This window comes from Mycolicibacterium lacusdiani (assembly GCF_021916785.1).
Classification (GTDB): domain Bacteria; phylum Actinomycetota; class Actinomycetes; order Mycobacteriales; family Mycobacteriaceae; genus Mycobacterium; species Mycobacterium lacusdiani.
On the sequence record NZ_JAKCFC010000001.1, the window covers coordinates 738653 to 752646 of the forward strand.

The 13994-nt window shown below is 66.7% G+C and carries 18 protein-coding genes and 1 pseudogene; 10 read left to right on the forward strand and 9 right to left on the reverse strand.

Translation table 11 applies throughout. From position 1 onward, the window contains the following. Positions 1–29: 29 nt before the first annotated feature. The 9 genes from LOK44_RS03655 to LOK44_RS03695 form a co-directional block, all read right to left on the reverse strand. Entirely contained in the window at positions 30–533 is a 504-nt protein-coding gene (locus tag LOK44_RS03655; protein ID WP_237568685.1) for a hypothetical protein, read from the reverse strand. Next, positions 530–892, reverse strand: coding sequence for a hypothetical protein (locus LOK44_RS03660; RefSeq protein ID WP_237568686.1), 363 nt, complete (start codon positions 890–892; stop codon positions 530–532). The genes LOK44_RS03655 and LOK44_RS03660 overlap by 4 nt, the downstream gene beginning before the upstream one ends. Continuing rightward, positions 889–1155, reverse strand: coding sequence for a WhiB family transcriptional regulator (locus LOK44_RS03665; RefSeq protein WP_237568687.1), 267 nt, complete (start codon positions 1153–1155; stop codon positions 889–891). Before LOK44_RS03665 ends, LOK44_RS03660 begins: the two co-directional genes overlap by 4 nt. Then, positions 1142–1642: a hypothetical protein gene (locus LOK44_RS03670; RefSeq protein ID WP_237568688.1), complete on the reverse strand. Its 501-nt coding sequence runs from the start codon at positions 1640–1642 to the stop codon at positions 1142–1144. The genes LOK44_RS03665 and LOK44_RS03670 overlap by 14 nt, the downstream gene beginning before the upstream one ends. Before the next feature lie 133 nt (positions 1643–1775). Then, on the reverse strand, positions 1776–3188 hold the full coding sequence (locus LOK44_RS03675; RefSeq protein WP_237568689.1) for a DUF3631 domain-containing protein: 1413 nt from the start codon (positions 3186–3188) through the stop codon (positions 1776–1778). After that, positions 3185–3718 carry a hypothetical protein gene (locus tag LOK44_RS03680; RefSeq protein ID WP_237568690.1) on the reverse strand — a complete coding sequence of 178 codons (534 nt, stop codon included), beginning with the start codon at positions 3716–3718 and terminating at the stop codon, positions 3185–3187. The genes LOK44_RS03675 and LOK44_RS03680 overlap by 4 nt, the downstream gene beginning before the upstream one ends. Positions 3719–3775: 57 nt before the next feature. Beyond that, positions 3776–4099, reverse strand: coding sequence for a hypothetical protein (locus LOK44_RS03685; protein WP_237568691.1), 324 nt, complete (start codon positions 4097–4099; stop codon positions 3776–3778). 110 nt (positions 4100–4209) lie between these two features. Further along, positions 4210–4431 carry a helix-turn-helix transcriptional regulator gene (locus tag LOK44_RS30050; protein WP_237568692.1) on the reverse strand — a complete coding sequence of 74 codons (222 nt, stop codon included), beginning with the start codon at positions 4429–4431 and terminating at the stop codon, positions 4210–4212. A 129-nt stretch (positions 4432–4560) separates the two neighbouring features. After that, positions 4561–5691 (reverse strand): tyrosine-type recombinase/integrase, encoded by a 1131-nt coding sequence (locus LOK44_RS03695; RefSeq protein WP_237568693.1) that lies wholly within the window; start codon positions 5689–5691, stop codon positions 4561–4563. 904 nt (positions 5692–6595) lie between these two features. Between LOK44_RS03695 and LOK44_RS03700 the strand changes: the two genes are divergently transcribed. From LOK44_RS03700 to LOK44_RS03745, 10 genes and pseudogenes are all read left to right on the forward strand, one after another. Then, positions 6596–7051 carry a hypothetical protein gene (locus tag LOK44_RS03700; RefSeq protein WP_237568694.1) on the forward strand — a complete coding sequence of 152 codons (456 nt, stop codon included), beginning with the start codon at positions 6596–6598 and terminating at the stop codon, positions 7049–7051. After that, positions 7048–8412: a hypothetical protein gene (locus LOK44_RS03705; protein WP_372481162.1), complete on the forward strand. Its 1365-nt coding sequence runs from the start codon at positions 7048–7050 to the stop codon at positions 8410–8412. The genes LOK44_RS03700 and LOK44_RS03705 overlap by 4 nt, the downstream gene beginning before the upstream one ends. A gap of 479 nt (positions 8413–8891) precedes the next feature. Further along, positions 8892–9611, forward strand: coding sequence for a YHS domain-containing protein (locus LOK44_RS03710; protein WP_237568695.1), 720 nt, complete (start codon positions 8892–8894; stop codon positions 9609–9611). Between the two features lie 54 nt (positions 9612–9665). Beyond that, positions 9666–10280, forward strand: coding sequence for a methyltransferase family protein (locus tag LOK44_RS03715; RefSeq protein ID WP_237568696.1), 615 nt, complete (start codon positions 9666–9668; stop codon positions 10278–10280). Between the two features lie 28 nt (positions 10281–10308). Beyond that, positions 10309–10638: an ArsR/SmtB family transcription factor gene (locus tag LOK44_RS03720; protein ID WP_237568697.1), complete on the forward strand. Its 330-nt coding sequence runs from the start codon at positions 10309–10311 to the stop codon at positions 10636–10638. Further along, positions 10638–11336: a cation efflux transmembrane domain-containing protein gene (locus LOK44_RS03725; RefSeq protein ID WP_372481163.1), complete on the forward strand. Its 699-nt coding sequence runs from the start codon at positions 10638–10640 to the stop codon at positions 11334–11336. The genes LOK44_RS03720 and LOK44_RS03725 overlap by 1 nt, the downstream gene beginning before the upstream one ends. Beyond that, a pseudogene (locus LOK44_RS03730) lies at positions 11336–11506 on the forward strand (DUF3703 domain-containing protein); the annotation flags it as partial. The gene LOK44_RS03725 and the pseudogene LOK44_RS03730, both read left to right, overlap by 1 nt. 218 nt (positions 11507–11724) lie before the next feature. Beyond that, complete coding sequence (locus LOK44_RS03735; protein ID WP_237568698.1) at positions 11725–12549, forward strand: serine hydrolase; 825 nt, start codon at positions 11725–11727, stop codon at positions 12547–12549. Between the two features lie 84 nt (positions 12550–12633). After that, a complete protein-coding gene (locus tag LOK44_RS03740) occupies positions 12634–13200 on the forward strand; it encodes a copper resistance CopC family protein (RefSeq protein WP_237568699.1) in 567 nt (188 codons plus the stop codon). Next, entirely contained in the window at positions 13178–13963 is a 786-nt protein-coding gene (locus LOK44_RS03745; protein ID WP_237568700.1) for an AraC family transcriptional regulator, read from the forward strand. Before LOK44_RS03740 ends, LOK44_RS03745 begins: the two co-directional genes overlap by 23 nt. Positions 13964–13994 lie beyond the last annotated feature (31 nt).

Below are 13994 nucleotides of genomic sequence, written 5' to 3' on the forward strand. Positions count from 1 at the left end.
CCGCCTCGGAGAAGACCAGCACCGCCAGTCTACCGGCCCAACGCGTCGTTGATCACGTGGCTGACCCCCTTGGCGGTGGGCGTGCCACCGTGTGTGCCCTGTTGAGGATTCGGCCGTAGCCGACGCGGGATGCCAAACCGACTCATCGCCTCGGCGGCGGCCGTCACGACGCTGTCCCGGTCCACGGTGCCGTCGTCGTTCAGGAACGCGCCCACGTCGTGGCCCGCCGCGTGCAGCAGCGCGGGGTCAGGCAGTCCTGCGGCAGCGGCGATGTCGTCGACCGTCTGGCGGTGCAGCGCGTCGAGTCGCTCACGGAGCTGGTCGCGCTCGGCCTCGGCCGTCTGAGCCCGCTGCCTCAGCCGCGCCTCGCGCTGCGGTCGGGTCCCGCTGCGCTCCTCGCTCGCGTCGTCGGCGTCGTCCTGGTGCTCGGTGAGGTCATCCTCTCGGCCGGTCGGGTCCTCAAGGGCCTCCGAGGTCCCGTCGTGGATTTGGCCGGCGTCGGCACCTTCGGGTGCCGCTACTGGATTCGTCACTGCATGTCCTCCCGTTGTTGTTCGAGCTGCGGCCATTCGCAGCGGCGTACTGAGCCGCTGATGTATCGGACGACTGTCTCCAGATTCGGCGGTAGGCGGAAGCCCAGCCACGTCAGCAACAGACGTTCGGCGGGCGTGGCCGGGCGTGTGCGCGGCCGGTGCAGCCAATGCCGGTGTTCCCAGTCGAAGTTCGCGGTTTGGTCGAGCTGACGCTGTATCTCCTCGGGGAGGCCTGAGAAGGTCAGCCAGCCTCTCGGATCGGAAAATCCGTAGTGGTGCGAGTTAGTCATGTCAAGCGCGGTCAACCACACTGGGATGGTGGTTGGCAGCTCTGTGGACGCCATGTTCGGTTCGCTCATTTCCACTCCTTGTGCCGGTAGTACTTGCCTGCCACGACGCCCACCAGTTGCCGCTGCCCCGCCGCCCAAGTAGTGCAGCGCTCCAGCTCGGGACAGACACCGCAGAGTGCTACGGCGCGTTGCACCTGCGCCCCGTCCGTGCAGTCGAAAGTGTCCTGGTCGCCCGCACACAACGCCCTCGGCAGCTTCGGCTGGTCGCGTAGCACCGTCGCCAACAGCGCGACGGTGGCGTCACCGTCGAGACGAACATCAGCGCCCGTCATGCTCGCCACCGTGCTGGCGTCGGAGTGTCGCGAACACTGCGGCCACGTCCGTCCCCGCCAGGAACGCGACGACGTGCCCGGCCAGCACGCTGGCGGCGTGAGCGACGTCGAGGTCGCTGAACTCGGACACGGCGACGAGCTGGTCGCAGCGCCCGATCTGGCCACGCTCGAACGCCTCGGCCAGGGCGATGGCGGCCAGGGCCAGGCGCACCTGTTCGTCGTCGGCCCCGACCTCGGCCGCTAGTTCGTGGGCGTCGGCACGGAGCTTGTCGAACGACGCTCTAGCGTGAGGACCGGCGAGCAGACCTGCCAGCGACCGCACGGCAGCGATGCGCAGCCACGCAGAGGGCACGGCGGCGTCGGCGATGACGACTGAGGCGGCCTCGGCCCGCCCGTGGGCTGCCTGCTCGGCGGCGTCGATGACGGCGAGCATCGCGGCATGGGGTGCCAGGGCATCCCAATCTGGTTGTCTGTCAGTCGTTGTCATCGGGTATCTCTCTCATTGCGTTGGAGCAGCCTGCATTCGGCGCAGAGGCCGTAGCGCACGGACAGCGGGTGAATGAGGCGCGCCGTGCAATCCTCGCCGTCGCACAGCGGCGTTCCGTCGGAGTCGTGGGCCATCAGCTCGCGGCCTCCTGACGTTTGCTGGCCTTGAGTTCGCACCACGTGCACAGGCCGGTGTCGGCGTGGATCGGACCGGGTCGGCCGCAGCCGCATTGACGCCTCGGCAGACGGTGGAGAGGCGTGTCTCGTCGCGAGATACCGTTTGCAGGCGCGACATCCGCGACATCCGCGACATCTAGTCGTCGTTGCTGTTCAGGGCCACTTTCGGTTGTCGCGCTTGTGTCGCGCTTGTCGCGCTCACGCTGTATCCGCGACACGTCCGCGACGGATTGACCTGCAATGTCGCCCGTGTCGCGGACGTCGCGCTTACCTCCAGCGGGCAGGTATCGAGCCCAGGCTTGCGCCAGTCCCGTTTGGCCGCTGACGAGATACCCCTTGCGGTGATCGGCACCGATTCGAACTTCCTGCGACTCAACGCCGTACCGCTTCAGCTCCTTTGCCAGACGGGACTGGTTGAGCGGCACACCCCACAGGTCCCGCCATTCGGATTCCGGATCGAATAGCAGCGTGGACACGATGTTGGCAGAGAACATGCGGTCGCGACTGCCGAACGCCTCCCGCACATCCGAGAGCAGTCGAACACCGAACGACAGCCGGTCGTCGGCGTTACTCTCCAGCACGAAGTACCGGCACGCTTCACGCGCCCGCCGGGGCCAGTCCCCGCCCACCACATCTGCGATGGACAGCAGCGCCTCCCAGACTTCGGCGGGACGGTCGCGCACACCTTTAGGCATGTCGGGCCGGGCATCGGTGAGCGCTTGCAGGTTCGCCTCGGCCCAGTGTTGTAGACCTTCGCGGAGCAGCACGGCCTTCAGCCCGGCGTCTCGCTCGCGAAACTCGGCGACCCGCTCCCCCGGTGCTCGGCGGCGCATGTGCAGGGTGATGCCCCGACTGGTGATGGTCGCGGGCATCTTCCCGGCCAGACCGGCCAGTGCCACGGGCGCGAATACAGGGAACTCGACCACCTTCATGCTGCGCGCGTCACCCTGGCAGCGGTCGACGGTCGCCCCGCGCTTGTATCCGGCGTTGTAGAGGGCGCGCAGTTCTTCGGCCTGAGGGGTGCTCACCCGACCGAACACGGCGTCGGCCTCATCCTGGAGGACCGTCGGCGGAGCGTCGTCAGCGGCTGCGATGCGTCGGTACAGCGCGGCCGTCGTCGTGGACACGGTGAGCTTCGCGTCACGGCATAGCAGTCCAAGCACCTCCAGGACGCGCGTCTTGCCCGAGCCAGGCTCGGGTGAGTCCAGGATCAGCCGAGGCGTCACGTAGAAAGCGGAGAGCGCCCACGTGTGCGCCGCCCACAGGCACACGACGGTGAGGTGGTGGTCGGTGGGGAACGCGAGGTACTGGTCCGCGAACTTCTCGACCGCGCCGAACAACTCGCCCCCGCCCCCAGCGACGTCAGTCATGGAGTCTCCCCCCGCAGCGCACGCAGCCGCTCCTCGGTCGCCCGCAGCTTGGCCACGGCGGTGTCCACCAGGCCGCTCAGGCTGACCTCGGAGGCGTCGGACGATGCGGTCACCAAGGCGTTGCCGATGGACTCGACCTGTCGCCGGTACGCCGCCGCCACGACGGCGCTGGCGTAGAACCGCAGAGCAACGGGCGTGCAGGCGGCCCCCGAGGTGGTGGCGTTGAGCAGCGCCGCGCGCACCTCCGGCCGTGAGCCGTTGCGGGTCAGGCGGTCCCATACGGCGGCCGGGCCGAACACGTCGGCGTCCAGCACCACCGCGGCGCGGATGGTTTCCAGGACCACCGCGTTGGCCGGGCTCCGCATGTCGGTGGTCTCGATCAGCGCCAGCACCTCGGCGGCGTCGATGGGTAGCGCACCGACGAGACCGCCGAGCAGCAGGGTCTCGGAATCGGGCGGGCGGCCAGTGGCGGGCGGCACCTGTCGCGTTGAGCGGGCAGGCGCGGCCGGTGAATCGGCTAGCATCGTCATTGGATTGCTCTCTGCGGCCCACCCTTTGACGGTCATCAGGGGTGGGCCGCGCTCGTTCTACTTGACGGTCACGCGCTCGCGGAGCGCGGCCATGAGTTCGTCGGGGCGGTCCGATAGGCCAATGAGATGGGACAGCATTTCAACCGCCTCCAGCAGCACGACACCCATTGGCACGGACGGCACGCGCAAGGCTTGGGCCATGCGGTGTCCGTCGCCCTGTAGTCGCGCACCAACGCTGTCGAGCACGGCGGACGCACCCGCAGCCTGCTGAGCGCGGAACATGCTCGCTCGCGCGGCGACCAGCTCGGGGTCCTCGGGCACCCGATTCCGGCTGAGCGCAGCCACCCTCGCCCGACTGCGGTCTACGTTCCTACTCGTCACGGTTCGGCTCCAGTCTTTCGGCAGCTAATGCCCTCGGGCTGAGTACAGCTCATGTTGTGTCGATCTGTCCAGATTGAACGTGACTGTCTAACAATGGCTTTCATTGACAGTCAGTTCGCGCGAACACGGTCGGCGACCCACGAATGCACGTCGCTCCACCTGTAGAGCACTCGTTGACCCACCTTGACGAAAGGGGGACCCTGGCGTCGGTATCGGAGCTGACTGAGCCCATCAACGGAGGTTTGTAGATACGCGGCGACGTCAGCCGGGGTGGCCAGCCGCTCGCGTTCAGAGACGGATGCAGCCTGAGCGCTGCGATTGCTTCTAGTCATGCACTAAGACTAGGGATGAGCCGCGACGGGAATCATCCGAAATCGGCTGTCTCAGTCCATCATTGGGGGTCGGTTGTCAGCCAGCCCGACCTAACACCCGCAGGCCTGCCTCCGAAGTGTCATACCGTGTCATAGGACCTGAGAAGTTCGTGAGACTTCAGCGGAGGCAGCCGAGCGGGCCTTGTCCAGCGCAACGGCAACCGCATCGAGGTCGTCGTCGAAGAGGTCGGCGTAGAGGTCCAGCGTCATGGCCGCCGACGCATGACCGAGCATCCGCTGCACGGCCTTCACGTTCGCGCCCGCTGAGACCGCCAGCGACGCGGCGGTGTGGCGCAGATCGTGCGGTGTCACCCTCGGCACCCCGGCCGTGGTGACGGCCTTGTCGAACCATCCCGAGCCCGTGTGTGGCCTCTCCAGGTGCTCCCCATCCGAGCCGGGAAACAGAAGGGCGTCGCGTTGCTTGCCCTCGCACTGGCGGGCGAGGTACGCCACCAGGAACGTGGGCAGCGGCACGCTGCGCTGCTTGTGCCCCTTGGTGGTGCCGACGTGGATGGTCGATCCGACCTGGACGGCATTCTCAGAGACCACCGCGCGAGGCCGAACCCGCAGCAGATCGAGGTCGCGCACCCTCAAACCGGTTGCCTCGCCCCAGCGCAGCCCGGTGTAGGCGAGCAGTAGCACTAGGGCCTCGCGCTCGCCCGACGCAGCCGCAAGGGCGGTGACCTGATCATGGTTGAGGTACACCGGACGCTTGGGCGTCTTGCGGGGCAGCTTCATGCCATCGCACGGGTTGCGGGCCAGCAGTCGGTCTCGCACGGCGTCGGCCATGATCGCCGAGAACACCTGATGTGTCCGGATGACGACGGTTGCACCGACGGCCTTGACGTCCCCGGCACCCTCGCCGAGATCAGTCAGCCAGGCCTGCACCTCCGACGGCCGAACGTCGCCGAGCGCGGTTGTGCCCCAACGCGGTTGTACGCGGGTTCGCCATGCGACCTCCAGCGGCCGGTAGCTCGACGGCTTGAGGTGACCCTTTTGTCGCGCCAGCCAGCTCGGCCCGAGACTGTCCACCGTTCGACGGGCGTCGGCCGGGTTGACGTACTCGCCGCGCATCTTGGCCACCTCGATGGTGGCGGCGAACATCTCGGCGTCGCGCTTGGTCCTGAATCCGCGCTTGTCGGTCTGCCTGCGGTCGGGCGTGCGGTACCGCACGCGATAGCGCTTGCCCTGAGCCGTCTGATACGCGACCACCTGTGCCATGGAGGTAAACCTACTCAGACACCGCGACGGAGAGTGGGCAGAATGTGGGCAGACGGTGGGCAATCCCCCGCACAGCAAACAGGAAAAAGCCCCCCACCTCGGTGGAGAGGTGAGGGGCATCGTGGGCGCGGAGGGTTTCGAACCCCCGACCGCTGGTGTGTAAATGCCTTTGACCAGCGTGTATTGCATTTCACCGTGTCCGCTCTGTACCTATATGTCCAGGTCAGCGGGTTGCGCCTGTCTCGCCTTGTCTCCGCCATCTCGCGCGTTTCTGCGGGTCTTGGCACACTCTTGGCACAGCGGGGGTTTTGATTAATTCGCCAAAGGAAGAGGCAGCGGTTAGCCCTAGCCACCGCTGCCACCACGTCAGGTGGACCGGAACCAACGCGGCGCTACTCGCTCCTAACGATCGCCCACTCGGGCCGCGCCTCTTGGCTACACCAGCGCCGTGACCGCCCGTTTGAACAGTTGACCGGCTCGGCCGTCGTTGCAGGGTTCCATGAGGCGCCGCGTCTACGACGGGTAGTAAACGGTACCGCCGGTTCGGGTATGTTGCTGTACCAAGTACGGGACAGTCCGTAGTTTGCCCCGGACTCTTCATTGCCAGTGCCCCGTCGCCCTGAATGGAACTGGAGGGAAACAGTGCTCATCGCCAACGTCGCCTGTAGGTGCATGGACAGCGCGCTGCAGCCAAACGGCGAGCAGGCGGTGATCGTGTGACGCTGTCGCCTTCTCCCTACCTGGCCACCGATGTCGGGCTGTGGATGTCGCTCCCCGCGTTCGGACCAGCACTGGCGGTGGTGGCGGTGGTGTTCGTCGTGATCCGTCGCGACCGTCGTCGCCACCCCGAAGTCGACGAACCGACTGAAACTGAGCCACCGAGCCACGGAAGGAACGAGATCTAATGCCCACCGTGACGTGTCTGACGCGCGCCGTGCCAGCCGTCCTGATGCTCCTGATCGTCGGTTGTGGGTCCACGTCGACGACAACGCAGTCGCAGTCAACGAGCCCGTCGGCGGAAAGCACTGCCTCGAGTTCGGCTGGTGGACCGTCGTCGAGTGAGTTGGCGCCGCCGACACCGGCACCCGCCGACCGCACCACGGTCGACATCTCGATCGCCAACGGCGCGGTGACTCCGACCAATGGCCAGACCACCGCATCTGTCGGCATGCCCATCGTCTTGCAGGTCGCCAGCGACACGGCAGATCAGCTGCACGTGCACTCCGTGCCCGAGAACACGTTCTCGGTTGAGCCGCGTCCCGATCAGAGCTTCGAGTTCACCGTCGACGTGCCGGGCCAGGTCGACGTCGAGTTACACGATCTGAACCGGACGGTCGTGACGATCCAAGTCCGCCCGTGATACCGACGGGTCTCACCGTCGTCGCCCATGGCGTCGGGGGCTCTACCGACCTTCCGGTGCCGCTGTCGTTCGCCCTGATCGGAGCTGCCTGGGCTCTCACGGCGACGTTTGCGATCGTTGCACTGGCGTGGAAGAAGCCGCGCTTCGATCCGGCCACGCCGGGACGGGACCTGCCGGCGTGGGTTACCCGAGCGGTGGACTCCCCGGTGATCCGTTGGACCGCTGCGCTTGTGGCGTTGGTGTTCGCCGTGTGGGTGGCCGTCGCTGCCGTATGGGGTCCGCCGGGAAGCGACAATGCCCTACAAGGTGTGTTCTACGTCTTGCTGTGGGTGGGCTTGGTCGCCGTGTCCGTCATTGTTGGGCCGGTGTGGCGGCTGCTGTCGCCGTTGCGGACGGTCTACAGGTTGGCGGGTCTGCGGCGGCGGGAGACCCCAGAGGGATCGGTACGTCGCTACCCACCCAAGTGGGGGTACTGGCCAGCCGCGGTAGGCCTGTTCGCGTTCGTGTGGCTGGAATTGGCGAGCCCGGATCCCGGATCGTTGACAGCGATCAAGACGTGGCTGGTCGTCTACGCGGTGGTGATGCTGGCCGGCGCATTGATCTTTGGATCGCGTTGGTTCGCCCGGGCCGACCCGTTCGAGGTGTACGGCATGGCGGTCTCTCGGCTGGCGCCGGTCCGACGAGGCCCGCAGTCAGGTCGTGTAGAGCTCGTCAATCCGCTCAATCACCTCCCGTCGCTGCCGGTGCGGCCCGGGATGGTCGCCGTTCTCGCGGTGCTGCTGGGATCGACTGCGTTCGACAGCTTCTCCGCGGCCCCGGCGTTCAGGAACTTCGTCGATCGGCACGCCATGTCGGTGCCCGCGGTGGACGAGGCCTGGGGTGCGACGCTGCTGCGTTCGGCCGGGCTGCTTATGTTCGTCTTGGTGGTGGGTCTGACCTTCCGGGCAGCGGCCCGAGCGACCGGAGGCGTCGACGCGGAGCTGCGGCGAGAGCTGCCCGGCCGGCTTGCGCACTCGCTGATCCCGATCGTCGTGGGGTACATCTTTGCCCACTACCTGTCCTATCTCGTCGAGCGAGGGCAGGAGACCCTCGTTCGCCTGGCCGACCCCCTGGGACGCGGATGGCATCTGCTGGGGCTGGACGCCGGTGACGTTCAATACGTGCTGTCGCAGCACCCGTCGGTGTTGTGGTCGCTCAAGGTGTCGTGCGTCGTCATCGGACACATCGTCGCGGTCATCGCCGCCCACGATCGTGCCCTGCACCTGCTGCCGCGACGGCATCAGATCACCGGGCAGCTGGCGATGATGCTCACGATGGTGGGCTACACGTTCGCAGGCCTGTACCTCTTGTTCGGCGGATAGCTCGAATATGTTCAGCGCGATGAGTTTTCGCTCAACCGCCGCGTGACAGGTGCGTACGTGTCGGCCGGCCAGCACGAAGCAGTGCAATCGCGACGAGCGTGAGTGCTGCCAGTGCGCCCGCCAGGACCCACAATTGCCGGGTTCACTCCCGCGGCTTGGTCCTCTGCGGGTGTGTGTCGTCGTAGCTGCGCGTGGTGGGCCGTGCGGTCGAGGATACCGACGGAATGGACGCAGGGGTGGCCACGGCCGGCGCCGCTGCGTGGACACGCCTCAGGCACGCGAGGTACTGACCCGCCACATCTCTGTTGTCCCGTCAGTCGTACGAGAAAGTCCTGCACTGCCACTCTACGAAGTACATCCGTAGGTCCAGTTCGGCGGATGGCCACATTCGCTGGGCGCTCCCGTAAAGGGCTTTGTGCCTCGTCGTCCGCCCAGCCAAAGTATAGACACATGCGCATGTCACTATGTATTGTGGCGTGATGACGAGATGGCGGGTCGGTGGCCACGTGGAAAGCTTCAGTGTCGAACCGTCTTTCGACCATGCCGATGCCAGGGCAGCCATCGTGTTCGTCGACATGTCGGGTTACACGGCGCTCACCGAGGTCCACGGCGATCACGTCGCCGCCCAATTCGCCGTCGACTTCGCCGACATGGCCACCGCAGCGCTGGGGACTGACGACGAACTGATCAAGACCATGGGCGATGCCGTCATGGTGGCCAGCGCAGACGCACCCGCCGCGTTGGCCTTCCTGCGCCGGTTGGGCGCAGCCGCTGGGCGCGCCGACGGCTTCCCTATGCTTCGCGCCGGGGTCAGCGCGGGGGTGGTGGTGAAACGGGGCGGCGATGTCTACGGGACGACCGTGAACGCCGCCGCGCGGTTGGCCGCACTCGCTTTGCCCGGCCAGGTCGTCGTATGTCGCGACGTCGCCGCATTTGCGCGCGAGGTCGACTTGCCCATTGAAGCGCTCGGACTGGTGAGCATCAGGAACATGGCCGAACCGATGGAGCTCTTCGCGGTCGATACCGCCGGGGGTCACCAGCAGCACGTGGACCCGGTGTGCCGGATGCACGTCAATGCCACGTCCGCCGCAGCCACCCTGAGCCGTGACGGACGAACCTACCGCTTCTGCTCGAGGGCCTGCGCCGACCGGTTCGACCCGCGGGCCAAAGATGCAACGGAGTCATCGAATACGCAGTGATCATTCAAAAGCTGTTGAGTCACAACGGGTACGACACGAGTTGAGGAGGCCGCAATGGCAACGGCAGCATTGGTGCTCTATGGAGTGTTCATCGTCTCGGGGTTCGGATGGCGAAGCTACCGGCAGTGGCGCCGCACCGGATCCACGGGCATGCGTGGCTTCCACGGTCGGCCCGGATCGCTGGAGTGGATCGCCGGTGCGGGCTTCGTGGTGGCAATCGTGGCGGGGGCCGTCGCGCCGATCTTGCAACTTGCCGGCTCACTGTCGCCGGTGGCCGCGGTCGACCACCCCGCGATCGCTGCGCTCGGGACGTTGGCTGCGGTGGTGGGTATCGCGGGGACACTTTGGGCGCAAGAGTCGATGGGCGACTCGTGGCGGATCGGTGTCGACGACGGTGAGGTCACCCGGCTCGTCGACAGTGGGGTGTTCGGGTGGGTGCGCAACCCCATCTTCACCGCCATGTTGGTCTTCGGCGCCGGTGTGGCACTGATGGCCCCAAATCCTCTGGCAGTCACAGGGTTCGTGCTGTTGGTGGTGTCGATCGAGCTGCAGGTGCGTGTCGTGGAGGAACCGTATCTGCGTCGCACGCACGGAGAGCGCTACCGCGAGTACGCCAGCCGGGTGGGACGTTTCATCCCGCGCATCGGACAAACGTACAGGGTTTCCTGAATACAGATCGCGCTGTATTGTCAGGATGATGGAGACACTCGTTCGACGTGACGCTCTGGTGCGGTTCGGCTACGCCTTGTCCGACCCGACGCGCACGCAAATCCTGCTGACCCTGCGGGACGGGGCTCGGTATCCGTCTGACCTCGCCGACGACATCGGTGTGTCGCGCCAGATCGTGTCGAACCATCTGGCATGCCTTCGTGGGTGCGGCTTGGTGGTCGCGGTTCCGGAGGGTCGGCGGGCGCGATACGAACTCGCCGACCCACGCATCGGCCGCGCCCTCGATGACCTGACCGGCCTTGTCCTGGCAGTGGATCCCGCTTGCTGCGGTGCCAGCGACGATGACGGGTGCTGCTGATGAGTGACCTCGGACTTCCCTCTGCAAGGCCGGCCGTTTCGGACGAACGCCGCCAGCTGCTGTCCCGCCGCATCCGGTGGTTCGTCGCCGCCACCATCAGCTACAACGTCGTCGAGGCAATAATCGCTCTGACGGAGGGCGCGCGCGTGTCCTCCACGGCGCTGGTGGGCTTCGGCCTCGACTCCGTCATCGAAGTCTCCTCGGCGGCCGCGGTGGCATGGCAGTTCGCCGGCAAGGACCCGGAGTCACGGGAGAAGGCGGCGCTGCGGGTCATTGCGTTCTCCTTCTTCGCCCTCGCCGCCTACGTCACCGTGGACGCGGTTCGAGCGCTGTTCGGTTTCGGCGAAGCTCGCCATTCGACGATCGGGATCGTCCTGGCGGCCGTCAGCCTGGCCATCATGCCCGTCTTGTCCTGGGCACAGCGTCGCGCAGGGCGGGAACTGGGATCGCTGTCCGCCGTCGCCGACTCCAAGCAAACGCTGCTGTGCACGTATCTGTCCGGGGTGCTTCTGGTCGGACTGCTTCTCAACAGCGTGCTCGGATGGTCCTGGGCCGACCCCATCGCCGCCCTGGTCATCGCCGGAGTCGCAGTGCGGGAAGGCCTCGAAGCTTGGCGAGGTCGAACCTGCTGCCCCGCGCCGATGATGCCGACGACTAAGGCCGCCTCGACGCACGACTGCGATTGCTGCGAAGACTGATGGAGGGCGCACGGCTCGAACCCCATACTTGCGATCTGTACTGCCGGGAGATGGCCGCCGCGAAGACCGCGTCAACTGCGGACCAACGGTGGAGGCATCTGGAACGGGCCCACATAGTGTCCCAAACAGATCCGTGCCTGAACACGTGTAATCACGCGGCGATGCTGGCGAATGTATGCCCATTCCCAGCGACCTCGCCGCGCAGTGGTCGCCGTGAGCGAGAGCATCCAAGGGTGACCGTTCGTTCGCGGCGTAACACCGATGAAGTCCGACCTTCACGACTCGAGGTGGTACACCTATCACGCAGTAAGGCCGTAGATGGCTCTGAGGCGGGCGGCACCCTGCGAACGAGCGGACGTTCAGGCAATCGAAAAGGGGCTCAACAGCTATGCATTCGCGACTGTGGGCGGTGCTCGCGTGCCTGTGTGCGCTGCTCTCCGGTCTGGTTCTTGCGCCACCGACCGTCGCGGCCTGCGGGATCGATGACGTCGGATGTGACTTGCGCGAGCGCATCGCCGAGGCCGAACGCTACGTGGCAACCCGGCCCGGGACGATCGGTTTCGTGCTCCGCGACCGCGTGACCGGGGCCAAGTACCGCAATGCCCATGCCGGCACCCCGATCTGGACGGCCTCGACGATCAAGCTGGCGATGGTCGCCGACCTGCTGACCCGCGAGCGGGCAGGATTGATCCGGCTCGGCGATGCCGACCGGCGCCTGATGGTCGCCATGCTGCGAACATCCGACAACGAGGCAGCCGACTCCTTGTGGTCGCGATACGGCGGAACCGACGGCGCGTTCAACGCCAACCTCGCGCGCTACGGCATGCCCAACGTCAGCCCCCAGCCCGGTTTCGGCGACGTATACCCCTACTGGGGATTTCAGAAGGGCACCGCCGACGACTTCGACGGCCTGATGAATTACGTGCTAACCGGCCTCACGCCAGCAGACGCGACCGCCGTGTCGGCCGAAATGCAGCGTGTCGACGGCCAGCAGCAATGGGGAGTATGGGGCGCCGGTGCCACCATGGCACCGGGGAACAAAAACGGGTGGTCACAGGAGCAGGGCGGATGGGTCGTCAACACCGTGGGCTTCGCGGGCCCGCAGCAGCGCTACACACTGGCCATCATGAATGCACTCGGCGACGAGGGCGGCTACGACGACGGCGTGGCCACCACCACAACGCTCAGCCGCATCCTGCTGGCACCGACCTAGCGGCATCGAGACCACGGATCAGACACGCTCTACGAGAGGAGGTCGGCAACTGTGAACACCGTTGCACGAACGATAGTGGCCCTCGTGGCCGCATTGGTGGGACTGACGTGCGCAGCCGGTAACGCCGCCGCGCACACCGCGTTGATCAGCTCAGACCCTGCCGCAGGTGCGACGACCGAGTCTGCGCCTACGGCCATCACCTTGACCTTCACCGAAGACATCAACACGGCCTTCGCCACCGTCGTCATCGGCGGCAGCGATGGTCGCAACTGGGCCGATGGCCCCGCGCAGGTGACCGGTCGCCTAGTGCGTGCCGCCGTGAGCCCCGACCTACCCAGCGCCGGCGGCTACACCATCGGCTACCGCGTGGTGTCGAAAGACGGCCACCCCGTGTCGGGATCCTTCACCTTCACCGTCGCCCCAACCCCCGGGGCCGCCGCACCACCGACCAGCGCATCGCCGACCAGCACCGCTGCCTCGCCCACGACCACCGCACCCACCGCCAGCGGCCCACTCGGCTCGGACACCAAGACCTCCGTCCTCACCGCCGCGGCGATAGGTCTGACCTTGGGAGGGCTCATCGCGTTCTGGCAATCTCGGCGACACCGACGCAACAACACCCCGAACGATGAGCCCCCCTCACCCGAATAGCTCCGCAGACGACCCCGCCGCCCCGCCGCGCTGGGGCGGTGCGGCCCTCCTGCGGCCGGGAGTGCTCGCGTTCGCCGGGTCTATCGGCTCCACCGACACCCACGCCCACCACGCCGTGCAAGTCATCACCGCTGCAACGCCATTGACGGTCATCGATGGGCACGGGGTGGCACACACCGGTACGAAGGTCGTGGTGCCCGCCGACGCCACCCACCAGATTGCGGCCGGTGCCCAAAACGGCACCGTGGTGTTCCTCGAGCCGGAATCCGCGCCGGGGCGGGCTGCCCACCTACGTGCCGTCGACTCTGGGTGGGCCGCGAGCCCGGCACTCGCCTCCACTGAGAGCCGATCTCTTGCCGCCACGGTCACCGAGCTGGTCGCACAACTATCACCCACCCCCAAAGACTGCGTTTTCCCGGCGCGGCACTCCTCGATCGACCGTGCGTTGCAGTTGCTGCCCGACCTCGTAGCAGCCGGAGCCGTCAGTGGCACCGAACTCGCGACACAGGTTGGCCTCTCGATGAGCCGTTTCACCCACCTGTTCACCGAGCAGGTCGGCATTCCGTTGCGGCGCTACGTCTTGTGGACGCGACTGCGGATCGCGATCACCCTGGTGCAGGGCGGAGATGACCTCACCGGCGCCGCGCACGGTGCAGGCTTCGCCGACAGTGCCCACCTCACCCGTACCACCCGCGAGATGTTCGGCCTGCCGCCCTCGGTGCTGAGCCGACACGTGTCCTGGAACCTCGAGTCCAGCGACTAGCCGAATCATTCAAGCCCCGCCCCGGCGCCGG